Here is a 26,891-nt window from a genome sequence, read left to right as displayed (position 1 = left end):
ACTGTATGTTTTTTCTAAGGTTGTACTAATTTGTTTTCTCGGCTCTAGAGAGTAAAACTCTTACATGCGAGGTTTTAATTTGTAATGCGGCAGCTATTTCTTCAAAATCGAAACCATCTAAATCTCTCATTATAAATACTTCTTTCTGTTGCTCTGGTATCGTTTTTAAAATTGTACTTATGTGGCTATTCAACTCTTCCCATTCTAAATTTAGATGCTCATTTGTAGATTTTACTAATTTTAAAACATCCGAAGAATCTTCTAGTAAAACTTTCTTTTTTCTTAATAAATCTAAACAATAATTACGAGCAGTTAAGACTACAAAACCCTTAATATTAGGATGTTTACTTAACTGTTTGCGCTTGTGCCATAATTTTATCATTATTTCTTGTATTGCATCTTCTGCTTTAGAAGTACTGCCCAACATTCTACTTACCATAGGAAATAGCAATTCTGATAATGGAAAAACGCTATGTTTAAAGTCTTGTTTGGTCATTCTATATATATAACGTTAAAGTAGATATATTTATAACAACGATTTGGTTTTTATTTGAAAATTCTTAAAAATTTGATTTTACTTATAGTATTTTTGACTTGATAATCTTATTTCATTCAAAAACAAAAAAATGATCATTCAAGAATTTAAGACAAAGTTAAAATCGAATCCTAGCGCTATATTATTTGCTGATACAATGCAAGTAATAGAAGACAACTATAATTTTACACCAACTGCTTTTAAAAACGGAACTATCGAAAATAAAGCAGGTGAAAATGCTGGTTCTTGTAAATTATTTGCTTTTGCAAAACTTCAAAAATTGACAAAAGAAGAAACTTTATTTTGTTTTGGTGAACATTATAAAAATGTTTTAGAGGATGCAAACGGTACTTCTCACCAAAACATTAGAAACTTTATGAACACAGGTTTTGATGGTTTAACTTTCGAAAGTGAGGCATTAACTTTAAAGTAAACAAGTTCATAAAATTAGTAATTGCATTAAACTTAGGTTTTATTCTGTTCTATTTTTGATGAAAATCTAATTTTATGGAATCTAAACATTACGACGTTTTTGTAATAGGAAGCGGAATTGCAGGACAAACAGCAGCTAAAATTTGTGCCAAAAACGGACTAAAAGTTGCTATTGCAGACAAACAAGCCTTTGGCGGCACTTGCGCTATTAGAGGTTGCGATCCTAAAAAGGTAATACTTCAGTTTGCTGATATTCTAAAAAAAACAGCAGATTTAAAAGGTTTAGGTATTAAAAAAGTTCCAGAAATTAGTTGGAAAGACATCTTAAAGTTTAAAGATTCTTTTGTAAAAAAAGTTCCTAAAGAAACCGAAGAAAATTTAACGGAATTAGGCATCGATTTATACCATCAAACTCCAAAATTTAAAAGTAAAAATGAACTTTTAGTTGAAGGAAAGTTAATTTCTGCAGATAAGTTTGTTATTGCAACTGGTTTAACACCAAGAAAACTAAACTTTAAAGGTGTTAATTTCTTAAAAACATCTAATGATTTTTTCAATCTAAAAAAGTTACCAAAATCTGCAACTTTTATCGGCGCCGGTTATGTTGGTATGGAGTTTTCTTATCTTTTGGCTACACTTGGTTGCAAAGTTACAGTTATTGATAGAGGTGAAATGGCATTGTCTCAATTCGAACCTTTTTTGGTTAAAAAACTTATAGATAAAATGCAAAAAAGTGGTATTAATTTCATTTTTGAGGCAGAAATTGATTCCGTAGAAAAACTTAGAAAAAATTTTAGGGTTCATTTTAAACATAATAACAAGATAAAAAAGGTTAAATCTACCGTAGTTTTTAATACTTCGGTCGGGTGCCAGCAACAAATTTATTAGATTTAGAAAACGCAAATATTAAAAACGACAATACTGGTGTTTTAGTAAATAATTATCTTAAAAGTAATAGCAATAAAAATGTATATGCTTGTGGCGATGTTTCTAGCAAATCTTTACCATTAACAACGCTTTCTGGTTTACAAGGCTATATTGTTGGTAACAATATTTTAAAAAATAATTCAAAAAAATTTAGCAATCCGCTGGTACCTTCTGTCGTATTTACAAATCCTAATTTGGCAACAGTTGGCTTAACAGAAGAAAAAGCTAAAGAGCAATATAATGCTATCAAAGTTTTTAAAGGCGATGCATCTCACTTTTACAATGCAAAAAAAGAAAATGCAGATTTGTATGCTTATAAAATAATTGTAAATGATAAAACAAAAGTTATTGTTGGTGCTCATTTATTATCCGCAGAGGCAAATGAATGCATTAATATTTTTTCGATGGCAATTCATCAAAAAATGACGACTAAAGAATTTAAAAAGCTTATTTTCACATATCCTTCTTTTGCTAGCGATTTAAAGTCGATGCTAAAAGATTCAGATTAATATACGTGAAACAACTTTTATCAGAAATAAAAAATTGCAGAATTTGCGAACCTCATCTAGATTTAGGAGCAAATCCTGTTGTTACCGCTCATAAAAATTCGAAAATTGTAATTATTGGGCAAGCTCCCGGAACAAAAGTGCACAAATGCGGAATTCCTTGGGATGATGCAAGCGGGAAACAATTACGTAAGTGGTTAAATGTTACTGATAAAGATTTTTATGATGTTGAAAAATTTGCCATAATTCCGATGGGTTTTTGTTACCCAGGAAAAGGAAAATCAGGCGACAAACCTCCAAGAAAAGAATGCGCTCCGCAATGGCATCAACAATTATTCGATTTTATGCCAAATTTAGAATTGGTTATTTTAATAGGCATGTATGCGCAGAATTATTACTTAAAAGAAAAAGCAAAAAGAACACTTACAGAAACGGTAGATAATTATCCAGAGTATTTACCAAGCTATTTTGTGCTTCCGCATCCTTCGCCAAGAAATCGATTTTGGTTAACAAAAAATCCTTGGTTTGAAAAAAATGTAATCCCTACCTTACAAAAAACAGTTTCTAAAATTATCAAATAAAAAAACTACATTTATAACTTCTAAATTTAGAGTTATGCTTAAAAAAATAGTTGCCTTTTTACTAGTATCAATACTTATAATCAATTGTAAAAAAGAAGGTGAAGTTGTTATACTTTCTACTGATAATTATTCTGATGTAATTAATAAAGAATTTACAGGAGATTTAGCTTACGAAACAACTGCTTTTGTAGAAAAATATTGGCGTGTAGTTGGTAATACCGGCTTTAACGAAAGTGTTTTTAATATTGCTAAAAACTTAGAAAAAGCAGGTTTTACTTTAGAAGAAAAGGCTACCGAAAGTAATTTATTAACCTATAGAATAGAAAAAAGACCTTTAAAAAGATCAACTTGGGAATCTGTAAATGCTAACGTAAAAATTAAAGGAGATGCTACTTATTTGTTAGAGCACGCAACCAATAGAAACATGATTGCATTAAACTCTTATAGCACACCAGAAAAAGGAATTGAAGCTGATGTTGTGTATATTAAAGATGTAAAAAATCTTGCTAAAACAGATGTAAAAGGTAAAATAGTATTTGCAGAAACAAGTCCGTATAGAATTTTTAAGACAGCAATTATTGATGGCAAAGCAGCCGGAATTTTAACCTATAATAATCCTGATTATTTACAACGAGAAAAAAACAAAACTTCTATTCAGTTTCGATCAATTCCTTTAGATACCGTTCATAAACCTTGGGCAATTGCACTCTCTTTTGAAGCTAAAGAACGCTTAAAAAAGTCTTTAGAAAAAGGAAAAGTAACTTTAAATGTAAACGTAGAAACTAAAATTTATCCATCCGAAGAATTAACAATTGTAGCAGATATTAAAGGTACAGAAAGACCTAAAGAACGTTTGGTATTTAGTGCGCACATACAAGAACCTGGCGCCAATGATAATGCTACCGGGGTTGGTGTTGCTCTAGAAATGGCAAGTTTAACAGCAAAATTCATAAAAGAAAAAAGCTATAATCCTAAAAGAACCCTAACTTTTTTATGGGGTGATGAAATTGTTTCTACAAGAAGATATGTTCAAGAAGATTCTATTAGAGCAAAAAATATAAAATGGGGAATTTCTTTAGATATGGTTGGTGAGAATACTGATAAAACTGGCGGAGTTTTCCTTATCGAAAAAATGCGAGATCCGAGTGCTATCTGGACACGCGGAAATGATAAACACACAGAATGGGGTGGTTCTAAAATGAGTTTAGACCAAATGAAACCGCACTATTTAAATGACTTTTTAATAAATAAATTTAAAGCTCAAGGTAAACTTGCTAATTGGCAAGTAAGTACAAATCCTTTTGAAGGTGGTAGTGATCACGTTCCTTTTTTAAGGGAAAATATACCGAGTGTTTTATTTTGGCACTTTACAGATCAATTTTACCATACAGATAATGACAGAATTGATAAAGTTTCTAAAACGACTCTTAAAAATGTAGGAACAACAGCATTAATTGCCGCATATACTTTACTAAATGCTGATGCGAAAACAGCAAAATCAATTATAAATGAAATTGAAACCGCTGCAAAAAATAGACTTAATGAAGAACTTAAGCAAAGTAAGATAGCTATAAACAACAATCAATCTCTAGAAACGCAAATAGAAATTATTACTGCTTGGAATAATTGGTATCAAAAATCAATAGAAACTACAACAGATTTAGTTATCAATAAAAATGATATTACTAAAGAAATCGATCGTTCTAAAAAGTTAATAGATTCGATATCTAAAACTATTATATTTAAGCTTACAAAAAATTAAAGCATTAATTTTTGTTTGCTCTTTTCTATTTTTTGATACATTTTATTAAAAAACATTTTTCTAGCAACAGAGCTTTCGCCGAAATATTTGTAGAATATTGCAGTTGTTTATTTAAATGTTTTTCTACTTGAGCACTAGTTTCTATATCTGTTACTTTAAAATAAGTTAGATTAGTATAGGGCACAAATGCTTTTTTTAAAGTATCTGTTTGCATAAAGATAGTATCTGATAAAGAGATAAGATTATTGCAATATAATTTAAAAGTATTATCGTTTACCGCTCTCTTTTCATTTTTAGCCTGTTGTTCTAATTGCTGTAATGTATTTACCAATCCTTCTAAAATTGCTATAGCTTCATCTTCTTTTAATAAGCCAATTTCAAAAAAGTAAGTTATTTGGTTTATTAAATTATCTATTGTAAAATCGTTCCAAATTTCTATTAAAGCTACTTTTTTATAATTATCTACAAAAGAATCATAAGCATTTAAAATGGTATCTGAAGGGTTGAAATTAGCAAAAGAAATTGTTTTAACATTCTCTTTTTTGGCAACATACTTACTAGCAGATATATTCTAAATTTTTTAAAATACTATTATTAATATAATAACAAGGTAGATCATTTGCACAACTTATAATTTTTCCTTTTTTAGAATTTAGTACTGCCTGAATTTCAATATTACAAGTATTAAAATAATTGTATAAGAAATCTATAGAAATTTCACCGTGGGTTTTCTCTACACTTATCACCTTATTTTCTGATGAATTTTCTGATGATAAATTTTTAAGATCTAAATTGTAGTGTTTAGATAAAACAAGCGCTTCGTTTAAAGTAAGTGCTGTTTTACCTTTAACTCTTCTGTAAGCTGCATCGTAATTTATATCTAAAACACTAGCAACGTCTTCTATTAAAGAGACATTTTTTGGTAAGTTTTCTCTAATTAACTTAAATAATCTTTCTTCTGCCTTATTCATTCTATCCTTTCATTCACTTCTATCAAATTTTACAAAATATAATTTGCCATTTTGTGAAATTTGCAATAATAACCTTCTTTATTTGACTAAATTTGAAATTAAATTGAAGAGGTTGGGGGACCTTTACATTTTAAAAAACAAGCCTTTTCAGTATTATTTGAAAAGGCTTTCTTTTTGTAAATATAAAAAGTTTCTACATAATTTTAAAATTAAACATGTTTACCAACTTCAAAACCATGTTTTCCTAAGTACTTATCGCCACTTTCAATTGCATCTTCTTCTAGGGTTGTTCCCATAGAGTCATTCCATCTATTTAAGTAGCCAAATAAAGAAATTACACCTAACATTTCTACAATTTCTCCTTCGTTCCAATATTTATATAATTCTTCTTTAATTTTTGCATCTACAGCATTTGGCACCATTGATGCTGCTAAAGAAAAATCTAATGCTACTCTTTCTGCATCAGTAAAAGCAGGATGCGTTTTATACTCCCAAATATTATCTAATTGCTCTTGTTCTGCACCATAACGCTCTGCAGCTCTAATTGCATGTGCTTGGCAATATCTGCAACCAGTAGCGTTACTAGAAACCCAAGCAATCATTCTTTTTAACGCAGAAGTTACTTTGCCTTCGTTTACCATAACTGCTTTATTTAGATTGATAAAAGCTTTTGATATTGCAGGCCTACGCTGCATTGTTAATACTGAATTAGGACAAAAACCTAAAGTTTCATTAAAAAATTCTGCTAACTTTTTTGTTTCTAAATCGTGCTCTGCTTCTAGAGGAGTTACTAATGCCATATTTTTATATCTTTAATTAATTTGTGCTTACATTTGTATTAAAGCACAATTTAATACTTCATTTTTAAAAAATAGATTTTATGATTAAAAATACAGTTACAACGGTTTGGACACAGAAATCGCAATTTGAAACTGATAACCCAAGTGGGCATAAATTTACAATGTTTGATAAATCGCAAGATAACGGAGACGTAGTTGGTTTTGCACCAAAAGCATTAATGTTGTCTTCTTTAGCTGGTTGCTCTGGTTTAGATGTAGTTTCTTTATTAACTAAAATGCATGCAGAAGTTGCAGATTTTAAAATTGAGGTTACAGCAAATTTAACAGACGAACATCCAAAATTTTACGATAAAGTAAAAGTAGATTATCATTTTTCTGATGCAGAATTACAGCCAAAAAAATACAAAAAGCGGTAAATTTATCGGTTACAAAGTATTGCGGTGTTATGGAAATGTTTCGTCAATTTGCAGATGTAGAGATAGAAATTCATTTGCATAATTTATAAAAAGTAGAAAAAATTGCTATGAGATGGACGCTAAAGCAAAATCCAGAAAAAGAAAAAGTAGAAAAATTAGCAAAAGATTTACAAGTAAATAAAACAATTGCTACCATACTTTGTCAAAGAAATATTGAAACTTTTGACCAAGCAAAAAGCTTTTTTCGTCCTAGTTTAGAAGATATTCACGATCCTTTTTTAATGAAGGATATGGATTTAGCAGTAGACCGTATAGAAAAAGCAATTGCCAATAATGAAAACATTTTAATTTATGGTGATTATGATGTTGATGGTACAACTGCAGTTTCTTTGGTTGCCTCTTATTTAAAAACTATTCATACTAATATTGCAACTTATATTCGAGATCGATACGCAGAAGGTTATGGGGTTTCTTATATAGGAATTGATTTTGCGCATGACAATGATTTCTCTTTAATTATAGCTTTAGATTGCGGTATAAAAGCAATCGAAAAAGTTGCTTACGCATCAGAAAAAAACATAGATTTTATAATTTGCGATCATCACAAACCTGGTGATAAAATACCAGAAGCTGTTGCGGTTTTAAATGCTAAAAGAGACGATTGTACATATCCTTTTGATGAACTTTGTGGTTGTGGCGTTGGTTTTAAATTGATACAGGCTTTGGGTTCTAAAAGAAACCAAAACATAGAAGATTTTATACCTTATTTAGATTTAGTTGCTACTGCAATTGCTGCAGATATTGTACCTATGAATGGCGAAAACAGGGTTTTGGCATATTATGGCTTGCAAGTTATTAATGAAAATCCTAGAAACGGAATTAAAGCAATAATTCATCAAACCAAAAAAACAACGCTTACAATAACAGACGTGGTTTTTATAATTGCACCAAGAATTAATGCTGCCGGAAGAATGAAACACGGTAATTATGCTGTTGAATTATTAACAGAAATGGACTTTGACTCGGCAGTAGAATTTGCTGCAGCGATAGAAATTTTTAATGCCGACAGAAAAGATTTAGATAAAAAAATTACAGATCAAGCTTTAATTCAAATTATTGATAATGAAGAAGAAAATTGTTTTACATCTGTTGTTTATCAAGAAGATTGGCACAAAGGCGTTATCGGTATTGTTGCCTCTAGATTAATAGAAACCTATTACAGACCAACTTTAGTTTTTACAAAAAGTGGCGATAAATTAGCTGCTTCTGCAAGATCGGTAAAAGGTTTTGATGTTTACAATGCATTACATGAATGCGAAGAATTTATAGAGCAATTTGGCGGACATAAATATGCAGCCGGTTTGACTTTATTGCCAGAAAATTATCAGAATTTTAAAAATAAGTTCGAAGAAGTTGTAAAAAATACAATTGATAAAGAATTATTAACTCCAGAAATTTCTGTGGATGCCACAATAGAATTATCTGAAATTACTCCAAAATTTTTAGAATTATCGAACAAATGGCGCCTTTTGGTCCAATGAACATGAAACCAACATTTGTTTCTACTTGCGTTAGAGATAATGGTTATGGTAAACAAGTTGGTGCAGATAAAAGTCATTTGAAATTAAATGTTTTTCAGGGAGATAATACACAAACTTTTGGTGCTATTGGTTTTGGTTTGGGTAATAAAATTGAGCACGTTAAAAACGATTTTGATATTGCTTATGCCTTAGATGAGAATGAATGGAACGGACACAAATCGATACAATTGGTTTTAAAAGACTTAAAGTAACTCGCAAAAAACTAAATTTTGCAAACAAGTTTAGCCCTGATTGAACGGCTTGTTTGAGCTCTTTTTTATTCTTTTTCGGAATAAAAAAAGCGAGCAGTGAAAGCAGGAAATAGCTTCTAAAAAAATAAAACCCACTTCTAAGAAGAAGTGGGAAAATTGCTATGAAAAAGAAATGATAAGAAGTTTCTTATCATAATTGTTTAGACGTATAACTTTGTAAAAACTTACAAAAAAATTAAAAAATTATTTTTCTATTGTCATTAAAACCATTCGTAACTCCATATAAGAAAACGATTTATCTACTTTTTCTTTAAGTTCTGTTAGGCTTTTAAATTCTATTTTCTCAATCTCGTCTACTAATTTTTTATATTTTTTTAACGGAATTAACTCTAAAATATCGACATCGCCGGAAGGAATATAACTTGCCAAATGACTTTCTATTGTATTGGTTGTTAAGCTACGTTCTTTAGCGATTTCTTTAACCGAAAGCCCCGATCTAAACAACTCTAAAGTGATTTGTTTGGTTGGTTTTTTGTCTTCTCTTTTTTGCTCGTTTTGCTTATTAATGCCATTTTCTTTGCAATATGTTTCTATAACTTCTAAAATTTCTTCTCCGTATTTAGAAACACGTGTTTTACCCATTCCTTTTACATTAAGCAACTCTTTTTCGGTTCTTGGTAAACTCTCGCAAATTGCATAAAGAGTTTCTTGTGTAAATATTTGAAATGCTGGTATATTTTCTGCAACTCTAATTTCATCTCTTAATTCACGTAATTTTAGCGCCAACAAAGGGTCTTTTCTGTTCGATATTTTTTCTTTTTTGCTGTGGGTGCAGATTTTTGCAAAACTGCTTTTGCTCTAACTTCTAAATATTTATCTACCTTAAAGCTTTCTGTCATTTTATTTAAAGCAAATAGTTTTTCTAATAATTTTTCTTGAAGTGCATCAAATTGCTTTTTAAAATCTGTTTTTACCGATTTATTATCCGAAGAAAATGCAATGGTATTTAATGGTTTTAAAATGTTGTTTTTAGTTTGGTTTAAAAAATAATTTACAGCTTTTGTAAAACGCTCTTGAATTTGAGAGCTGTTTTCCGGTAGAATATTGTCTTCTGATATTTCTGATAATTGCCTTTTAAAGCCGTTAGAAACTTTCATTAAAGCTACTACTCCATCGTCTTTTATTGTTTGTAAATGGTCGATAACATCACCTTTTATGCTTGTTTTATTTTTGTAATATATATCGATTAATCGAGTGGTTGGATATAAAAATGGTTGGTAATCGAATAATTCTGCAATTAAATTTAATTGAAATTCCTTTTCAGAATTATTTAAAACAGTTTCGTCTCGGATGATTTTCTTCTACACTTTCATTAAAAACACTTACGGTTCTATCGTTAATAATTGCGTTGCTGGTAATTGGCGTTTTTAAAACCAAACCTTCTAAAGAAGTACATCTACTTAAGGCAACATAGGTTTGCCCGTGTGCAAAAGATGCTTCTGCATCTATAATTGCTTTGTCGAAAGTTAAACCCTGACTTTTGTGAATTGTAATTGCCCAAGCCAATCGTAACGGAATCTGAGAAAAAGAACCCGAAATGTCTTCTTTTATTTCTTTAGTTTCTTCATTTATTGAGTAATTGATGTTTTCCCACTTTTCTCTTTCTGTAACAATTTCATCTAATTCATCACCACAATGCACTGTTACCGTTTCTCTAGAAATATCTGTTACGATACCTATTTTACCGTTAAAATATCTTTTTCTCGGCGAAGAATCATTTTTGATAAACATTACCTGTGCACCAATTTTTAATTCTAATTTTTCTGAATTTGGATATGAATTCTCGTTAAACTTACCGAGATACTTCTGCATCAAAATAATAACTCTTATTTTTTATTTTATTTAATTCTGAATTGTTAATTAAATTGGCTCTATTATTATGAGTTGTTAAGGTTATATAACCATCGTCTTTTGTTGGCGAAAAAGATGGATTGTAATTTTTATTTAAAATTTTAGCAGATTCATCTGACAAAGTATCGGTTCTAATTTCATTTAAAATCTTAATAAAATCTTCGTTTTTCTGACGATAAATATGCTTTAATTCTATAGAAACAACGTTTGCTTCTTGATACGCTTTAGAACTAAAAAAGTACACTGTATTATAATGCTGTTGCAACAAACTCCATTCGTTTGGTCTAACAACTGGTGCTAATTGTTGTAAATCTCCAATCATTAAAACCTGTGCACCACCAAATACTTTATTCCTATTTTTATAACGACGCATTACTTGATCGATACCATCTAACAAGTCTGCACGAACCATAGAAATTTCGTCAATAATTACTAAATCTAAAGACTTAATAATATCTATTTTGGTTTTAGAAAACTTACGTTGTTGATTAGTATTTGCTATTTGATTTGGTAATATAGGACCAAATGGCATTTGAAAAAAAGAATGAATAGTAACACCTTTTGCATTTATTGCAGCAACACCTGTTGGCGCAACAATTACCATTCGCTTAAGAGAATCTGATTTTATTTTATGTAAAAATGTAGTTTTTCCAGTTCCTGCTTTTCCGGTAATAAATAAATTACGGTCTGTCTTTTCTATAAATTGTAAAGCAAGTTCTAACTCAGGTTTTTTGGCATTGTAGCTTTTTATTGCAAGGTAAATAAATTCAAAAAGAAAAATCTATTTAATATTTAAGAACGTAAAATTTTCTCCATTTTTCTTCCTTTAGCAAGTTCATCTATTAACTTTTCCATTTGTCTACATTTTTTATAGACTTCAAATTCGTCTTCAATTTCTTCAATTCTATAACCACAAACAACTCCTTTTATTAAATGTGCATTCGGATTCATTTCTGCTTGTTCAAAAAAAGTTCTAAAGGTTACTTTTTCTTCGATTAAAGATTGTAGTCTTTCTTCATTAAAACCAGTTAACCATTCTAAAACCTGATGAAATTCTTCTTTCGTTCGTCCGTTTTTTTCTAATCTATTCCAATAAAGCGGATAAATAGTTGCGAAAACCATATTGGCTACTTTTTCATTTTTTTACGTGTAACTTTCATGTTTGTAGATTTAAATTAAAACAATCCTTTTATTCTTTTTCATAATCGTGTACAAATGTAATTTTAGAACTACTTGCCATTAAATTGGGATTTGTACCTTCAATTCCTTCTGGTATTGGTTGATTTCTTACTTCATAATACTTTACCCAACTTGCCATTGGTTTACCTGATTTATCATTAAACGTCATAGGATGTGTAAGAAAAGGCAAATCTTCTTTTGACAAATTTTGAGAAGAAAACATTTTGTAAACTAATTCAGAACAGTAATAAGAAGTATCATCCCATAAAAAAACTGCATCATAAGGTGTGCCAATTCTTTCGATTCCGTAATTAATTGCTTTAGAAATATAAGGCTGATACATACTATCTAATCTTGCAACTGTAGTTTGAGATTTGTCTTGCTTATTTTTATTTCGATTCAAGAATTCAGTTATCGGTGTTTTGCTAATTCCTATTTTCGGAATTGCTTCTACCACAAACCATTTATCATCTTCTTGCATTGCAATACCAACATGAGAATAATTTTTAGCTTTAGAGGTTGCAGTTACATCTTTTATAGCATTATCTATTTCGTCTGTTCCTGTATTTTGAAATAATAAATCTCCTTGCTGTAGTTTAAACTCTTTCTTTTTTTATCAGTAGTGCAACTAAGTAATACCAATATTGTTAATAAAGTCGCTATCGATAATTTTAATATTTTATGCATCATTATAATTTTATTATCTACTTAACAAAGTACGTGTTTTTTAATGAATTATTGCTAATTTGATGAATGCCAAACTAAAGATGTTATTAGGAAGAACTTCAAAAAAATCCCAAACTTAATAGCTTGGGATTTTTTAATATCAATAAAGTAAAATACTATTTTACATTTCTAATGCTTTCTTAGGATTGTTGTCCATTAACAATTCTACAGGATTTTCTAATGCTTCTTTAACTGCAACTAAGAAACCTACAGACTCTCTACCATCAATTATTCTATGATCGTAAGATAAAGCAACATACATAATTGGTTGTATAATAACACCACCGTTAACAGCCATTGGTCTGTTTACGATATTATGCATTCCTAAAATACCACTCTGTGGAGGGTTAATAATTGGTGTAGATAACATAGAACCAAATACACCACCGTTTGTAATTGTAAATGTACCACCGGTCATTTCATCAACAGTAATTTGCCCGTCTCTTGCTCTTAAAGCCAAACGTTTAACTTCACTTTCTACACCTCTAAAAGATAAGTTTTCTGCATTTCTAATTACAGGTACCATTAAACCTTTAGGCCCGAAACCGCAATAGAAATATCTTGAAAATCATGTTTTATTTGAAAGTCTCCATCAATCATAGAATTAACATCTGGATACATTTTTAAAGCTCTAACAACTGCCAAAGTAAAGAAAGACATAAAACCTAAACCAACACCGTGTTTTGCTTTAAAATCTTCTTTGTATTCTTTACGTAAATCAAAAATTGGCTGCATGTTTACTTCGTTAAAAGTAGTTAACATAGCTGTTTCACTTTTTACTGCAACTAAACGCTCTGCTACTTTTCTACGTAACATAGACATTTTTTTACGCTCTGTATTTCTAGAACCATTCGCTGGCTGAGTTCCCATAGAAGGTACAGCTTTAACTGCATCATCTTTAGTAATTCTACCATCTTTACCAGTTCCGTTTACAGATTTAGCGTCAATACCTTTTTCTGCCAAAACCTTTTTTGCTGCTGGCGATGCTACACCGGACGCATATGTGTCTTTTTCTCTACTGCAGGCGAAACTTTTTCTGTTTGTGCAGGTGCTTCTTTCGTAGGTTTTGCATCATCATTAGAGGCATCTCCTTCTGGTTTAGCAGCACTTGTATCAATTAAACAAACTACAGCACCAACGGCCACAGCATCACCTTCTTCTGCCTTTAAAGTTATAATTCCACTTTCTTCTGCAGGCAATTCTAACGTTGCTTTGTCTGAATCTACTTCTGCAATTGGTTGATCTTTTTCAACATAATCTCCATCTTCAACTAACCAAGTTGCAATTTCTACTTCTGTAATTGATTCTCCTGGAGAAGGAACTTTCATTTCTAAAACACTCATGGTTTCTTATTTTACTTTTGCTAAATAAATAGCTTTTTAATTACTTTATTTTCTATTCTTTTTGGGCGTTTTAACAGGCTTTACACTATATCTTTTAATTTTTTGTTCTCGATACAAATTTGCTCATTCTTCTCAAATTTACTCGAACTGACAAAATTAAAAGGATGCCGTTTCAATCCTTAACGCGCTTACTCATTATCATTAAAAACGCTATCAATGACCGCTTTATGACGTTTTTTAAATCTTGTACTAGAACCAGCTGCTGGTACTGCATAATATTTACGAGAACGAACATTTAGTTTTACTAAATCAAATCGTTCTAACATAAAGCTCCATGCACCCATATTTCTTGGCTCCTCTTGCGCCCAAACATAATTTTCTACGTTTGGATACCTATCTATTACTTTTTGTAATTTATCTAAATGTAAAGGAAATAATTGTTCTATTCTAACAAGAGCAACATCTTCTCTACCTAATTTTTCTCTTTCTTCTAATAAGTCGTAATAGAATTTACCCATACAAAATACTAATTTCTTAACATTTTTAGGATTTAATGTATCATCTATTACTTCTTGAAATTCTCCTGTAGCTAACTCTTCGATAGTGTTAATCGCTTTCGGATGTCTTAATAAGCTTTTTGGCGTAAATACAATTAACGGCTTTCTAAAATCACGTTTCATTTGTCTACGCAATAAATGATAAAAATTTGCCGGAGTTGTACAATTTGCAACTGTCATGTTATCTTCTGCACACAACTGTAAATAACGTTCTATTCTTGCAGATGAATGCTCAGATCCTTGTCCTTCATATCCGTGAGGTAATAAAACAACAATTCCGTTTTGTAACTTCCACTTATCTTCTGCTGCAGAAATATATTGATCAAACATTATTTGAGCACCGTTAGAAAAATCTCCAAACTGAGCCTCCCAAATAGTAAGTGTATTAGGGTTTGCCATGGCATAACCATAATCGAAACCTAAAACACCATATTCAGACAATAAAGAATTGTAAATATACATCTGTCCTTTATTCTCTCGGATTTGTGTTTAATAGGTTAATTCTTTCTTCTGTAATTTCATCTCTTAAAATGGCGTGTCTATGAGAAAAAGTTCCTCTTTCTACATCTTGACCAGAAATTCTTACATTAAAACCTTCTTCCATTAAAGATCCATATGCTAAATTTTCTGCCATTCCCCAATCTAACTCATTGGTTTCAAAAGCCATTTTTGCTCTACCTTGTAAGATACGTTCTGCTTTTCTTAAAAACTTAACACCATCTGGTACCGTAGAAACTACTTTTGCAATATGTTTAAGCTGTTCTGCTTTATAACTTGTATCTACAGGTTCTAACATTGTGGTTAGATCTTCTCTATCAAAACCTTCCCAAGTAGATTTCATAAATTCTTTTACCTTAGAATTTTTATCTTCTTTTGATAAATCGAATTCTCTTTCTAGCATTCCTTTAAACTCAGAAGTTATTTCTGTTAAATAACCTTTGTCTATGCTACCTTCTTCAATTAACTTATCAGCATAAATATCTTTAACATTTTTATGTTTAGATATTGCTTTATAAAGTTTTGGTTGTGTAAAACGAGGTTCATCACCTTCATTATGCCCATATTTTCTATAACCTAACAGGTCAATAAAAATATCTGTCTTAAACTTCATTCTAAACTCTAAAGCCATTTGCATTGCATGACAAACTGCTTCTGTATCATCTGCATTTACATGTAAAACTGGTGATAATGTAACTTTACCAACATCTGTACAGTATGTACTAGAACGTGCATCTAAATAATTTGTAGTAAAACCAACTTGGTTGTTTACAACAATATGAATTGTACCACCTGTTTTATATCCATTTAGCTTTGCCATTTGAACAATTTCATAAGCAATACCTTGACCAGCAATTGCTGCATCACCATGAATAACTATTGGTAAAATCTTACTAGAATCTCCGTTATATTTTCTATCAATTTTAGCTCTTGTAATACCTTCTGCTACTGCTGCAACAGTTTCTAAGTGAGAAGGATTAGGAACTAAATTCATTTTTATTTCATTACCATCTCTATAAGTTTTACTTAAAGTTAAACCTAAATGGTATTTTACATCTCCATCAATGTCATCATCTTCAAAATCTTTACCTTCAAACTCGCTAAATAAATCTCTAACTGGTTTTTTAAAGATATTAACCAATGTATTTAAACGACCTCTATGAGCCATACCTAAAACACATTCTTTAACACCAAATGTTTCTGCTGCTTCTCTTAATGCAACACTAATACCTGGTATTAAAGCTTCACCACCTTCTAAAGAAAAACGTTTTTGACCAACATATTTAGTTTGTAAAAAACTTTCGAAAGAAACGGCTTGGTTTAATTTGGATAAAATATATTTTTTTGCATCTACAGAATATTTAGGATGATTATCGTTTTCATTCAAACGATTTTGCCACCACTTTAATTTTTCTCGGATTTCGCATATACATGTACTCTACACCAATAGAATCGCAGTAAATGCTTTTTAAGTGATTTATAATTACAGATAGTTTTACTCTACCTAAACCTAATACATCTCCTGCAGAAAACTCTTTATCTAAATCGTTTTCGGTTAAACCAAAGTTAGATAATTCTAATGTTGGTTGGTATTGCCTTCTATCTCTAACAGGATTTGTTTTAGTAAATAAATGTCCTCTTGTTCTGTATCCATTTATTAAATCTACTACTAAAAATTCTTTTTTTACATCTTGAGGAATCTCTATCGAAGTTTCTTCATCAGAAAAAGAATAATTTTCATTTGCTAAATCATATCCCTGAAAAAAGCTTCTCCAACTTGGTTCTACAGAATCAGGATTAATTAAATATTGATCGTATAAATCGGCTATAAAGCCCGTATGTGCTGCGTTTAAGAACGAAAATTTGTCCATATAATAGTTTGTGCTTTATGTTTTAAGCATATTATTATAGCAAAAATACAATATTTTGAAATTAAAGAAGAATTTATTCCAAATATATTAAAATGAAAAAAAAATCATTTTTTTTTGAAATTTATTTGGTGAAGTATAAAAAAGGTGTATATTTGCACTCGCAAAACACAAATAGTGTCGCAAACTCCTCTTTAGCTCAGTTGGTTAGAGCATCTGACTGTTAATCAGAGGGTCCAAGGTTCGAGTCCTTGAAGAGGAGCAAAGTTCATAAACATTGACTGCGAAAGTAGCTCAGGGGTAGAGCATCACCTTGCCAAGGTGAGGGTCGCGGGTTCAAATCCCGTCTTTCGCTCTAATTATGACAAGCATACCAATGCTGAAGTGGTGGAATTGGTAGACACGCTGGACTTAAAATCCAGTGGTCAGTAATGGCCGTATGGGTTCAAGTCCCATCTTCAGTACTAAAACCGTAACATTTATTTGTTACGGTTTTTTTGTTTAATACAACAAACTAATGTTCTCACTAACATCAGAACAAATAATTCATCAAAAGAAGTTTATCTGTTAGAATCTAAATATAGATAAATAAGTTTAAAAATAAATAAACTTGAACTTTCACCCCTATTTAGTCAACAATCTTTTTTAATGTTAAAGTAATTGAATTCTTAGATAAAAAGAAAAAGTTAAACAATAAGACTGAAGTTACCATTAACGCAAAAGAGATATTTCAATATTGATATCAAATTAAAAACCCTTGAAGAAATATTGGTTGAATTCGTAGTTGTTGTTTTGAAGAAAAATAAGATAAGATATTTTTTAATCCTACCCCCTTGATTATCTTTCTTGTAAAGACTATAATAAAAGGAGCACTACGATAAACTAAAACCAATAATTTTATCAGCATATCATTTTTGGTATGTTCTTTAATATCTTTTTTTATAAATTATTCGAACCATCTAGTCTTTACCTTGAGCTTTAAAACCCAAATCTCTATTAAATCTATTTCAAGATTTGCACAAGATACATATATAGGAAACACTTCTTTTTTGATTCCCAGTTTACTTACTAGCCAATAATAAATTACCTCTAAAAGTAAAACTAAATAATTTATAAAAGGTTACTGTTCTAGAAAGTAAGGTGAAAAGCAATTCATAATTATAATATTATTGAATATAACATTGATGTGTTTGACTTCAAAAAATATAATGAATCCCTTTAACTTGAAAAAAAACTAACACTATACAGATTTGCTTTTTCTTTTTTTCTAAATCTTAATCTACAGGATAATTAAATTCTAACAACTCTTAACGATAATTATATTTAAATCATTTGTATCCTCTTTTTTTAGTTTAAGCTAAACTTTTGATATTTACTCGTGATGTTTTATGGACTTAAAATGTTTCTTAATTATAATTAAGCATTAATATCCATATAATCAATAATTTAATTAATGTAAATGATTCTAGTTTAGAATAAGTTTACTTTTCTAAACAGATCATTACTTATGAAAAAAATACTTATAAGATTCTAAGCTTTATTTCTATTTCAACTTTCTTAATACTAATTCTTATAAATAAGAACATATTAGGTTTAAATAAACCCCATAAAGTTGAGGAATATTATGAAGAATATGGCGAAGACTATGAAGAAACCGAGGAAGAAATTGCTTTTGAAATGGCAATGGAAAAGGATGGTCATCCAGCAGTTTTTGACCCTTCTAAACTTCAAGGTAAAGAATTAGAAGACTATAATAAACGTTTTACGAAACTGAATGCTTCAGGTTTTAAATTTAATAGTGAACAAGATTTTGCCGATTATAGAAAAAAGGCTAAAAAAATATGCAATCATCTTCTTTAGCTTTAGAAGATTCTTATGCAAACAATACCTTATCTGGTTTTTGGGATCAAAAAGAATTCACCTTATTTGATAAAAGTGGATTTAGAGCAGATGGTTCTGTTTATGACCCCGTAAATAAAGACTTTTATATTGTTTCTTTTGCTGGTCATCTCTATAAAATAGATGAAGACGCCGAAAATCAGTGGCTTTTAAGAAATGATCAAAAAAGTTTTTCAAATAATAATTTTAGACTTGCAGGTTTGCATTTTAACGGTGTTAACTTACCGGATGGTTCGTTTAGATTATTACATCAACAAAAAAACGGAGGTATGGAGTTTTCTGATGATGAAGGAAGAACATGGATAACTGCAAATGGTGCATTTTTTACAAACGGAAATAACTACAAAACTCTAGTAACAGAAACAGCAACTGGCAAAAAAATTGTTGCTTTTGGTAATCAAAAAAACACAACAGGTTGGAAAGATGTAGTATATATTTCTGATGATTATGGGTTAAATTATCGTGAATCTAATGTTGTTGTTTACTCTCCTGCTTATGACACTAACATACTTAAACCCTATGGTAGTAACACCATATATTATTTTGCACTAAGAACTAGCGATAAAAGATTATCAATATATAAAATGGAGGAAAACGACTCAGATTTTACTTTATTAAGCGAAACTTATCCTGGTATAGACGCTGTAACCTCTTTAAAAGGCGCAACTGTTAATGGTACCACTACTATTTATGTTAGTTATACCAATAACACAATTTATTACTCTACCAATGAGGGTGGTTCTTGGACAAAAACAGGAAGCACTCCTCAAGATAGAGATATTATAGATATACACCCTACAAAGCCAAACATTTGTTTTTCACGGCTTTACAAGATTAAATATTTCATTTGACTATGGTAATACTTGGGTTAATAACGGCAATAAACTACCGCCAATAGACCATGTTTGGGATCTACAACACATGAGGTCTTACGAAAAAGAAGATGGAACTTTCTTTACATTTGGTGGATTTGATTTTGGTTCTTTTTACTCTTCGACTCAGAACAATGGGATTCATGGATTCCAATTAACAAGGGTACACCTGCAATGATGAGTTATGATTCAGCAACTAGTGAAAAACACAATAGAATATATAGTGGAAATCAAGATAGAGGCTCTCAAAGTATATTAGGTGATGACAAAGGAGAAGATGGTTTTGTTTCATCTGCATTAAGAGAAGCAAATACTGATGTTTTAAGAGTAGCTACAGCCAAGGGTGGAGAATCTGCATGGTATTGGTATTATTACGGTTCAATTGGTAGAAGTCCTGTAGTTGGTGGTGGAGATATTAGAGCAGTTTCTAAAAAAGATTTTTACGATAACTGGACAGCTACAATGATGGTTGCTTCTCCTAATAGTACTGAAGATGCTGTATACATTCCTTGGGGTAATCATTTACAAAAAATCTCATATGATGGAAGCGAAATAAATAGAACATTACACCCTTTTGTTTTTCGGAATCTACACTTAGTTTTGGCTATTCAACAAAAAACACGAACAGATGGTATGTAACGTTGGCATCAGGTAAAGTCATGTATTCTGAAGATGGAGGTAATAACTTTTCACAATCCAATTACTCTAGTACTTGGCCAAAAGGTAGCGTTAGTAGCTCTAGAAAAAGATCTCCTGCAATAGCAACAAGCCCTATAGATGAAGCAACAGTGTATTATGCAGGTGCAGGTAATAGTTTTTTAATTTCTACAGATGGCGGAAAAACATTCACGAATCATAATGATGGATTAGATGTAGACAGAATAGTAGGTTTAGCTGCCTCACCAAATGGACAATTTATTTTTGCTGCCTGTGTTTTTGATGGTCCTTGGGTTTTTTCTGTACAACAAGACAAATGGTTTAAAATGGAAAGCAACAAACTCCCAAAAGAAATTAGATACTCTGCTGTTCAGTTTATAGAAAGTGAAAACTTAGTAAGATATGGAACCTATGGAAGTGGTATTTTAGACTTTAGAATTAATGAAGATTTTTCTACTATTTACTTAGCTCCAGATAATTTTAAAATTGAAGTGGTAGATGAAACCTGTGTAGGAAAAAACGGAAAATTAAAAATTGAAACAAAATTTAAACATAATTACAATGTAACCATTTACAGTGTAAAATATAATTTTGACAACACTTTAAATGTACCAAACTTAGAACCTGGATCTTACAATATTTGCATTGGTATAGACAATACAACATATAATTATTGTGCTACTTTACAAATTAAAGAATCTCAACTCTTATCGGGTAAAACCTCTTTAAAATCTAATAAAATTAATATAGATCTAAAATGCTGGAACTGCTCCATATACTGTTTACATAAACACTATTAAAGTATTAGAAACTTATAGTAAATCTTTTAGTTTACCTGTAAAAGAAGGAGATTTTGTTCAAGTAGCATCAAAAGCATCTTGCGAAGGAAACATCACAAAAACAATAGGCACCACAATTAAGCTAAAGGCATTTCCAAACCCTACAGATAACTTTTTTGAAATTCCAATTCCTGTAATTGATAAACAAATAACTATAGAGTTATATTCTCTAGAATCTGGTCTAATATCCAAAAAACAATATCCAGTAATTAACAATAAAGTAAAGGTTGACGTTAAAAACATAGCTTCGGAGTTTATTTTGCAAGATTAAATTTAGAGAAGCCGAAAACAATTAAAATCATAAAAAAATAAATATGAGAAAACTATTATATATTTTTATTTGTAGCATTATATATTCATCATGTTCTAAAAGTGACGATGGTGCTTTAGGACAAATTACAGATAGTACTCCTTCTGCTCCTTCTTTAGTATATCCTACTCAAAATCAACTATGCATAGACAATACACTTGAGTTTAAATGGAATACATCAACAAATGATGATGGAAGTTCTGTAGTATATATCTTTGAAATCGCAACAGACAATCAATTCTCTACTATAATTACATCTGAAATACAAACTTCTTTGTCAAAAATTGTAACACTCGATAAAGGAGTTGCTTATTACTGGAGAGTAAAAGCAAAAAGTAGTAAAGGTATAGAAAGTGATTATTCTCCAACTTCTCAATTCTACACAGAAGAAATCCCCAACAGTAACAACTTACCTTTTTCTCCTGATAATGTTACTCCTTTTGTTGGACAAAATTTTGACGGAGTAAATACTATAGATCTGCAATGGACAGCCGCCTCTGATGTAGATAAAGATCCTTTAAAGTATGATGTCTATTTTGGAAAAGACAAAGATGCGCTTACCCTAATGGTAGAAGACACAGAACAAACAACGTTACAAGTAACTGCTGATTCTCCTGAAACCACTTATTACTGGCAAATAACTGTTAAAGATGATAAAGGTGGAGAGACGAATAGCCCAATATGGAATTTTAAAGTAAATAATTTTTAAATTTATTATTTGGATTTTTTGTTTATTAAACACCTATTCTATTATTTCTCCTTAAAAGCAGAACTCCGAATATCTTTATACGCCGGATCCTTATTTCTCATTAGCCTTTGATAAATATGATACGTAACATTCATCCAATCTTTTCCTTCTACCCAAAGTGGAGTTTTCATTTCTTGTTGCTAAATATGATAAGAAAAAAACATACTATCTAACTGAGATTTATTTTGTTCAGAAATATCGTAAATTTCTCCCAAGTCTTTATTCAAATCATACATTACAACCTCATAATTCTGTAAATTAATCATTTTAAAATTACCCTTTCTAACTGCAGATTCTTCCAATCCCCTTCAAAACAATGTTTCATGCGGATCGCCTTTTTTTTCGCCTTTTACACATGACAACAAGTTTTTACCATCTAATTGTAATGTTTTTGACTTACATACAAAACTAACAAAGAGTGAAAAAAGAGATAGTTAGAAAAAACGATTCATTTATAAAAATAATTAGCCATAACTATTGAATGGGAATGATAATGTAAGAAAAAGATTGATTTTTTGCTTTAATTTGGTATTGCTCCAAAGGCCTTGTCCACCAACTTGTGTCTCCTCCAACACCCATTTGATCATTATCTATATTAATATTTACAAAGTCTCTTTTTTTAATATCTATAGTATGGCGTTGTTGTTTGGTTTCGCCAGCATCAAAATCTGAATTGTATTGATGATGCGCACTAAAACCAATATTTTCTGGACCTAACACTTTAATACCTTGTCCTAAATTATTTGTAAATGTTACCCAACGCACATCAGTTCTATAGCCATTTTCTTGAGGCCTGATATATGGAAAATACAATTCTGAAACAGAAGATTTATAATTACCAACAAATTGCGATGTTTTTCTATCTTGATAATTTTCTAAAGGCCCTCTACCATACCAATTTACTTGATTTAAGTCTTTATTTACAATAAAATTAGTTCCAAAACGAGGTAAATTAGGCAACGCTTTTTTTAGGTTTTGTATAGCGCTTTTAATTGTTATTTGCCCAAATGCATCAATTACATACTCCATCTTTATTGCTGCAATGTCTTCAGGCAGTTTATAAGTCATTTTTAGATGTACAGTATTTCCATTAAAACTAATTTTATCTGCGGATAATAAATCAAGTGTCGATTTTTCATCTTTTAAAAGCATAGAGGTTAACTCTTGATTTTCAGTTGCTTTTTCCAAACACCAAAATGCTTAGGCATGTTAAATCCGTAATCGTTATCTGTGGTCGCTCTCCAAAAATTGGCAGATATTCCTTTTTGGATAATATTTCCGTTTCCGTAATCTAACTTTGATAGTGCTCCTGTTTTTTTATTAAAACTAGCCGTGAAATTTTCTGCTTTTAAAACAACTTCGTTTTCTAAGGAAGAAAGCATTAAATGCTCTGTAGATTTTTCTTTGAAATTAGGTATAAAAGTACCTGTTACAAATTGCGCTTTTGCTAGAGGAAACCCTTTTGAAAGTAATGGTAAATCTTTATGGGTAGTTGCTAAAAAATTAAGTTGATATTCATGCTTTTTATCTTCTAATTCAGGTAAATTTAATTGTACTATTTTTGATTTTTGAGGAGCGACATCTAAAACTCCTAGTCTCCCGAAGTTACTTTTTCACCTTCTTTAAAAAGCTCCCAGTCTATTTTAAAATTATTTAAATTGGTAAAGAAATATTCATTAAAAATTTTTACCTGACCCGTCTTTAAGTTAGCCTCTGAAAATTGAATGTTTTGATATACTTTTTTCAATTCTTCTAATCCAGGGTGTGCTGTTCTGTCCGGATTTACAATTCCGTTTAAACAAAAATTAGCATCATGTTGCAAATGAGCAGCTTTAAAATCACCTCCATAACCCCAATATTTTTGTCCGTCTTCTGTTTCAGTTAAAAGACCTTGGTCTACCCAATCCCAAATAAAACCTCCTTGTAACACATCGTATTTTCGAATAACGTCCCAATAATCTTTAAAATTCCCTAAACTATTTCCCATAGCATGAGAATATTCACATAAAATTAGAGGTCGTTTTGGATTGTTTTCTGCGTATTTGATCAATTGAGGAATACGATCGTACATTGGTGCTTGAATCTCTGTATTCTCGTATTTGGTTGCGCCTTCGTATTGAGTAGGACGTGTTGCATCATTTTCTTTTAACCAACGATAAGTTGCAAAAAAGTTATCTCCATTTCCTGCCTCATTACCTAAAGACCAAGTAACAATTGAAGAATGATTTTTATCACGCTCAAACATACGAATTGTTCTATCTAAATGAGCGGCTTTCCAATCTTTTCTATAAGCTGGGTGTATTTTTTTATCTCAGGTTTTTTGTCTAAACCTTGGTTTGTTGTGCCCATTCCATGGGTTTCTATATTGGCTTCATCAATTACATAAAATCCATATGTATCACATAAATCATAAAAAAATGCATTTTTAGGATAATGGCTACAGCGAATGGCATTTACATTATTCTGTTTCATTAGCCTAAGGTCTTTAATAGTTAATGCTTCATCAACCACATGACCTGTAGTTTCATCATGATCGTGAAGATTAACTCCCTTAATTAAAATAGGTTTTCCGTTTACTAAAAATTGGCTATTCTTAATTTTTATATTTCTAAAACCTACTTTTACTGAAGTAGTTTGTAAAAGCTCCCCATCAAGATTACTTAATGATAAAACTGCTGTATATAAGTTGGGAGTCTCTGCTGTCCAAGGTTTTACATTTTTAATATTTTCTTTAAAGGTTATGTTTGATTTGGCTTCTGAAATATCAACTATTTTAGTTGTAGAAAAAATTTGTTTTTTATCATCGTCTAAAAGTATAACTTCTAGTTTTCTTTTTTCAACAGATTGTTTTGTGTTTTTAAGTTCTATATCTATACTAAATACACCATCTTTATAATTATTTACCAAATCACTACCTACCCTAAAATCATTAATTGCAATTGGGTTGTCTGCTCTTAAATATACATCTCTTTCTATACCACTTAATCTCCAAAAATCTTGATCTTCTATATAACTCGCATCAGACCAACGTAAAACCTGTACTGCAATCTGATTTTTTCCTGACTTAATATATTCTGTAATATTAAACTCAGCTGGTGTTTTACTGCCTTCTGAGTAACCTACTTTTTTCCATTTATATATACGTACATAGCTCCACTTACACCAGCAAAATGCAAATAAATGTCTTTATTTTTCCAATTCGTAGGGATTTCAAAATCACGTTTATAACTTCCTACATTATTTATATTATGAGGAATAAATGGTGGGTTTTTAGGAAAAACATAAATAACATTTGTATAAATAGGCAACCCAAACCTTTTCATCTCCCAGTTAGAAGGTACTGAAATGGTATCCCAATCATCTAAATTGAAGTCTTCTTTGTAAAAATTCTCCGGTCTTCCTTGAACGCTATCTGAGTAATAAAAGTTCCAAATTCCGTTTAAGAGTTTATAATTTGAAGATGATTTCCAGTCTTTACCAAGAATTGCATTATCTAAATTGTCGTAATTATAAAAAGTAGCTTTTGGAGATTCTCTATTTATTTGGAATATTTACGGATTTTCCCATTACGGATTCTCCCATACTTTCGCAGTATATTTAGGCTTTAATTTTATTTGTTGTTTACAAGAGATCATTAAAAAGGCAAACAAGAATATTGTTAAGAAAAACTTCATGACATGAACATTATAATCGTGAATTAAAAAATAAAAAAACAGACATATAAATACGTCTGTTTTTCTAGTTAAACTTTAGCTAATGAAATAGACAGTTAGTTAGTAAACAATATTTATTTTACAAATAGTTTTTTAGAAGCTATACTCCCTTTGCTATCTTTAATTTTTACAATATACATTCCTCTAGATAAAGAAGAAATATCAAACTGATTTACACCAATGTTAAGAGCATTTATTTTTTTACCTAAAATATTATAAATAGAAATCTCTTTTGTAATAGTATTGTTAAAAGTATTTACTTTAAAAATGTTGCTTGCAGGATTAGGAGATAAAGAGATATTATTATTCAACTCAAAGTTTGATATACTTAATGGATTACTATCTAAAATTTGTATTTGATCTATATACAAAAAAGAGTCTGAATCATTTAGTATCTGACCTCCTTCAACGATAGTTGCATCAGCTATATCTGGGTGAAATACTAATTTAAAAAGTGTACTTCCTGTAAAACTTGTAGCTGTTTGACTATCGACAACTGGAATTACAATTTGTTCCCATTGAGCTTCTCCGAGTGTAAAGTTGCAGGTCTTATAATACCTCCATTAGTTCCGTTATTATCATCAGCTGTTGCGTTAAATCTTACAGCTAGATCAGTTTTAGGTCCATAAACCATAAAACTTAAAAATTTGGTTTCGGTATCTGAAATAGCAATATCTGCAACATCGATACCTGCAAAAATCCACCACTGTGTTGCATTTCTACCAATTTTTAAAACTTTTGCTGTGGTATTAACTCCACTAACATTGGGGTTATCTACAATTTCGGCGGTAATACCACCACCGACATTCGTTAACGCATCATCTGTTGTTCCATTTTCAAAATCATTAATAATAGTCTGTCCAAACATTAAGTTTGTTGAACCAATTAATAAAAAGAATAAATAAGTAGTTTTTAGTTTCATAATAAAGTATTTAGTTAAAATTGTTTGATATAAAGCTATTCAATTAAACTAACTAAAAAATGGACTTATATTAGTAAAGCATAGACATAATTACTTTTTAACTTACTTCATTTTCCATACTCTAATA

Annotated in this window: 28 protein-coding genes, 3 tRNA genes and 6 pseudogenes; 15 read left to right on the top strand and 22 right to left on the bottom strand. The window is 30.4% G+C overall.

Annotated features, from left to right (window positions below; all coding sequences use genetic code 11):
* Positions 1-25: 25 nt before the first annotated feature.
* The gene (locus ACZ1HD_RS01925) at positions 26-496 is read right to left on the bottom strand and encodes an RNA polymerase sigma factor (protein ID WP_472688498.1); all 471 of its coding nucleotides are present in this window, start codon (positions 494-496) and stop codon (positions 26-28) included.
* A 130-nt stretch (positions 497-626) separates the two neighbouring features.
* On the opposite strand from ACZ1HD_RS01925, the gene ACZ1HD_RS01920 reads away from it, so the two are divergent.
* The 5 genes from ACZ1HD_RS01920 to ACZ1HD_RS01900 all read left to right on the top strand — a co-directional run bounded on the left by ACZ1HD_RS01920 (position 627) and on the right by ACZ1HD_RS01900 (position 4,743).
* A complete protein-coding gene (locus tag ACZ1HD_RS01920) occupies positions 627-968 on the top strand; it encodes a HopJ type III effector protein (RefSeq protein ID WP_340931442.1) in 342 nt (113 codons plus the stop codon).
* Between the two features lie 74 nt (positions 969-1,042).
* Positions 1,043-1,855, top strand: coding sequence for an FAD-dependent oxidoreductase (locus tag ACZ1HD_RS01915; protein ID WP_472688497.1), 813 nt, complete (start codon positions 1,043-1,045; stop codon positions 1,853-1,855).
* Positions 1,834-2,403 (top strand): hypothetical protein, encoded by a 570-nt coding sequence (locus ACZ1HD_RS01910; protein ID WP_472688496.1) that lies wholly within the window; start codon positions 1,834-1,836, stop codon positions 2,401-2,403. The genes ACZ1HD_RS01915 and ACZ1HD_RS01910 overlap by 22 nt, the downstream gene beginning before the upstream one ends.
* A gap of 5 nt (positions 2,404-2,408) precedes the next feature.
* Entirely contained in the window at positions 2,409-2,981 is a 573-nt protein-coding gene (locus tag ACZ1HD_RS01905; RefSeq protein WP_472688495.1) for a uracil-DNA glycosylase family protein, read from the top strand.
* A 34-nt stretch (positions 2,982-3,015) separates the two neighbouring features.
* Positions 3,016-4,743 carry a M28 family peptidase gene (locus ACZ1HD_RS01900; protein WP_472688494.1) on the top strand — a complete coding sequence of 576 codons (1,728 nt, stop codon included), beginning with the start codon at positions 3,016-3,018 and terminating at the stop codon, positions 4,741-4,743.
* A gap of 25 nt (positions 4,744-4,768) precedes the next feature.
* Here ACZ1HD_RS01900 and ACZ1HD_RS01895 read toward each other — a convergent pair whose 3' ends face one another.
* The 3 genes from ACZ1HD_RS01895 to ACZ1HD_RS01885 form a co-directional block, all read right to left on the bottom strand.
* Positions 4,769-5,074, bottom strand: a complete 306-nt coding sequence (locus tag ACZ1HD_RS01895; protein ID WP_472688493.1) for a hypothetical protein — start codon at positions 5,072-5,074, stop codon at positions 4,769-4,771.
* Positions 5,075-5,300: 226 nt separating this feature from the next.
* Complete coding sequence (locus ACZ1HD_RS01890) at positions 5,301-5,714, bottom strand: hypothetical protein (protein ID WP_472688492.1); 414 nt, start codon at positions 5,712-5,714, stop codon at positions 5,301-5,303.
* Positions 5,715-5,923: 209 nt separating this feature from the next.
* The gene (locus ACZ1HD_RS01885) at positions 5,924-6,514 is read right to left on the bottom strand and encodes a carboxymuconolactone decarboxylase family protein (protein WP_472688491.1); all 591 of its coding nucleotides are present in this window, start codon (positions 6,512-6,514) and stop codon (positions 5,924-5,926) included.
* A gap of 80 nt (positions 6,515-6,594) precedes the next feature.
* Here ACZ1HD_RS01885 and ACZ1HD_RS01880 point away from each other — a divergent pair.
* Both ACZ1HD_RS01880 and recJ read left to right on the top strand, forming a co-directional pair.
* Positions 6,595-7,019: pseudogene (locus ACZ1HD_RS01880) on the top strand (OsmC family protein).
* A gap of 18 nt (positions 7,020-7,037) precedes the next feature.
* Positions 7,038-8,722 (top strand): annotated as a pseudogene (recJ, locus tag ACZ1HD_RS01875) (single-stranded-DNA-specific exonuclease RecJ).
* 243 nt (positions 8,723-8,965) lie between these two features.
* Here the strand turns inward: recJ and ACZ1HD_RS01870 are convergent.
* The 8 genes and pseudogenes from ACZ1HD_RS01870 to ACZ1HD_RS01835 form a co-directional block, all read right to left on the bottom strand.
* Positions 8,966-9,508 (bottom strand): helix-turn-helix domain-containing protein, encoded by a 543-nt coding sequence (locus ACZ1HD_RS01870; RefSeq protein WP_472688490.1) that lies wholly within the window; start codon positions 9,506-9,508, stop codon positions 8,966-8,968.
* A complete protein-coding gene (locus ACZ1HD_RS01865) occupies positions 9,499-9,879 on the bottom strand; it encodes a hypothetical protein (protein ID WP_472688489.1) in 381 nt (126 codons plus the stop codon). The genes ACZ1HD_RS01870 and ACZ1HD_RS01865 overlap by 10 nt, the downstream gene beginning before the upstream one ends.
* Before the next feature lie 169 nt (positions 9,880-10,048).
* The gene (locus ACZ1HD_RS01860) at positions 10,049-10,594 is read right to left on the bottom strand and encodes a hypothetical protein (protein ID WP_472688488.1); all 546 of its coding nucleotides are present in this window, start codon (positions 10,592-10,594) and stop codon (positions 10,049-10,051) included.
* A complete protein-coding gene (locus ACZ1HD_RS01855) occupies positions 10,575-11,306 on the bottom strand; it encodes an AAA family ATPase (RefSeq protein ID WP_472689436.1) in 732 nt (243 codons plus the stop codon). The genes ACZ1HD_RS01860 and ACZ1HD_RS01855 overlap by 20 nt, the downstream gene beginning before the upstream one ends.
* 119 nt (positions 11,307-11,425) lie before the next feature.
* Positions 11,426-11,755 carry a DUF2200 domain-containing protein gene (locus ACZ1HD_RS01850; protein WP_472688487.1) on the bottom strand — a complete coding sequence of 110 codons (330 nt, stop codon included), beginning with the start codon at positions 11,753-11,755 and terminating at the stop codon, positions 11,426-11,428.
* 67 nt (positions 11,756-11,822) lie between these two features.
* Entirely contained in the window at positions 11,823-12,350 is a 528-nt protein-coding gene (locus tag ACZ1HD_RS01845; protein ID WP_472689435.1) for a YiiX/YebB-like N1pC/P60 family cysteine hydrolase, read from the bottom strand.
* Positions 12,351-12,659: 309 nt separating this feature from the next.
* A pseudogene (gene odhB / locus ACZ1HD_RS01840) lies at positions 12,660-13,881 on the bottom strand (2-oxoglutarate dehydrogenase complex dihydrolipoyllysine-residue succinyltransferase).
* 188 nt (positions 13,882-14,069) lie between these two features.
* A pseudogene (locus tag ACZ1HD_RS01835) lies at positions 14,070-16,807 on the bottom strand (2-oxoglutarate dehydrogenase E1 component).
* 185 nt (positions 16,808-16,992) lie between these two features.
* On the opposite strand from ACZ1HD_RS01835, the gene ACZ1HD_RS01830 reads away from it, so the two are divergent.
* From ACZ1HD_RS01830 to ACZ1HD_RS01800, 7 genes are all read left to right on the top strand, one after another.
* Positions 16,993-17,066 (top strand) — tRNA-Asn (locus tag ACZ1HD_RS01830).
* A 21-nt stretch (positions 17,067-17,087) separates the two neighbouring features.
* Positions 17,088-17,159: transfer RNA gene (locus tag ACZ1HD_RS01825), tRNA-Gly, on the top strand.
* Between the two features lie 23 nt (positions 17,160-17,182).
* Positions 17,183-17,268: transfer RNA gene (locus ACZ1HD_RS01820), tRNA-Leu, on the top strand.
* Positions 17,269-18,481: 1,213 nt separating this feature from the next.
* Positions 18,482-18,664, top strand: coding sequence for a hypothetical protein (locus ACZ1HD_RS01815; protein WP_472688486.1), 183 nt, complete (start codon positions 18,482-18,484; stop codon positions 18,662-18,664).
* A complete protein-coding gene (locus ACZ1HD_RS01810) occupies positions 18,646-19,554 on the top strand; it encodes a beta propeller repeat protein (RefSeq protein WP_472688485.1) in 909 nt (302 codons plus the stop codon). Before ACZ1HD_RS01815 ends, ACZ1HD_RS01810 begins: the two co-directional genes overlap by 19 nt.
* A 195-nt stretch (positions 19,555-19,749) precedes the next feature.
* Positions 19,750-20,214 carry a hypothetical protein gene (locus ACZ1HD_RS01805; protein WP_472688484.1) on the top strand — a complete coding sequence of 155 codons (465 nt, stop codon included), beginning with the start codon at positions 19,750-19,752 and terminating at the stop codon, positions 20,212-20,214.
* A 2-nt stretch (positions 20,215-20,216) separates the two neighbouring features.
* Positions 20,217-21,032 (top strand): WD40/YVTN/BNR-like repeat-containing protein, encoded by an 816-nt coding sequence (locus ACZ1HD_RS01800; RefSeq protein WP_472688483.1) that lies wholly within the window; start codon positions 20,217-20,219, stop codon positions 21,030-21,032.
* 57 nt (positions 21,033-21,089) lie between these two features.
* Here ACZ1HD_RS01800 and ACZ1HD_RS01795 read toward each other — a convergent pair whose 3' ends face one another.
* Complete coding sequence (locus ACZ1HD_RS01795; RefSeq protein WP_472688482.1) at positions 21,090-21,314, bottom strand: hypothetical protein; 225 nt, start codon at positions 21,312-21,314, stop codon at positions 21,090-21,092.
* A 71-nt stretch (positions 21,315-21,385) separates the two neighbouring features.
* Here ACZ1HD_RS01795 and ACZ1HD_RS01790 point away from each other — a divergent pair, with 71 nt between their 5' ends.
* Entirely contained in the window at positions 21,386-22,090 is a 705-nt protein-coding gene (locus ACZ1HD_RS01790; RefSeq protein ID WP_472688481.1) for a hypothetical protein, read from the top strand.
* 41 nt (positions 22,091-22,131) lie between these two features.
* On the opposite strand, the gene ACZ1HD_RS01785 is transcribed toward ACZ1HD_RS01790, so the two are convergent.
* From ACZ1HD_RS01785 to ACZ1HD_RS01745, 9 genes and pseudogenes are all read right to left on the bottom strand, one after another.
* Positions 22,132-22,260 (bottom strand): hypothetical protein, encoded by a 129-nt coding sequence (locus ACZ1HD_RS01785; protein WP_472688480.1) that lies wholly within the window; start codon positions 22,258-22,260, stop codon positions 22,132-22,134.
* A 9-nt stretch (positions 22,261-22,269) separates the two neighbouring features.
* Positions 22,270-22,431 (bottom strand): hypothetical protein, encoded by a 162-nt coding sequence (locus ACZ1HD_RS01780; RefSeq protein ID WP_472688479.1) that lies wholly within the window; start codon positions 22,429-22,431, stop codon positions 22,270-22,272.
* 172 nt (positions 22,432-22,603) lie between these two features.
* A complete protein-coding gene (locus tag ACZ1HD_RS01775) occupies positions 22,604-23,317 on the bottom strand; it encodes a beta-galactosidase small subunit (protein WP_472688478.1) in 714 nt (237 codons plus the stop codon).
* A complete protein-coding gene (locus tag ACZ1HD_RS01770; RefSeq protein ID WP_472689434.1) occupies positions 23,287-23,511 on the bottom strand; it encodes a beta-galactosidase small subunit-related protein in 225 nt (74 codons plus the stop codon). The genes ACZ1HD_RS01775 and ACZ1HD_RS01770 overlap by 31 nt, the downstream gene beginning before the upstream one ends.
* Before the next feature lie 108 nt (positions 23,512-23,619).
* Positions 23,620-24,374: pseudogene (locus tag ACZ1HD_RS01765) on the bottom strand (glycoside hydrolase family 2 TIM barrel-domain containing protein); the annotation flags it as partial.
* A 14-nt stretch (positions 24,375-24,388) separates the two neighbouring features.
* A complete protein-coding gene (locus tag ACZ1HD_RS01760; protein ID WP_472689433.1) occupies positions 24,389-25,036 on the bottom strand; it encodes a glycoside hydrolase family 2 protein in 648 nt (215 codons plus the stop codon).
* A gap of 108 nt (positions 25,037-25,144) precedes the next feature.
* Positions 25,145-25,563 (bottom strand): annotated as a pseudogene (locus tag ACZ1HD_RS01755) (sugar-binding domain-containing protein); the annotation flags it as partial.
* Positions 25,564-25,916: 353 nt separating this feature from the next.
* Positions 25,917-26,213 carry a T9SS type A sorting domain-containing protein gene (locus ACZ1HD_RS01750; protein ID WP_472688477.1) on the bottom strand — a complete coding sequence of 99 codons (297 nt, stop codon included), beginning with the start codon at positions 26,211-26,213 and terminating at the stop codon, positions 25,917-25,919.
* Between the two features lie 131 nt (positions 26,214-26,344).
* Positions 26,345-26,764 (bottom strand): hypothetical protein, encoded by a 420-nt coding sequence (locus ACZ1HD_RS01745; RefSeq protein ID WP_472688476.1) that lies wholly within the window; start codon positions 26,762-26,764, stop codon positions 26,345-26,347.
* Positions 26,765-26,891 lie beyond the last annotated feature (127 nt).

It is taken from the genome of Polaribacter sp. HA6-7 (assembly GCF_055693625.1).
This window is presented reverse-complemented; position numbering and strand designations above follow the sequence as displayed.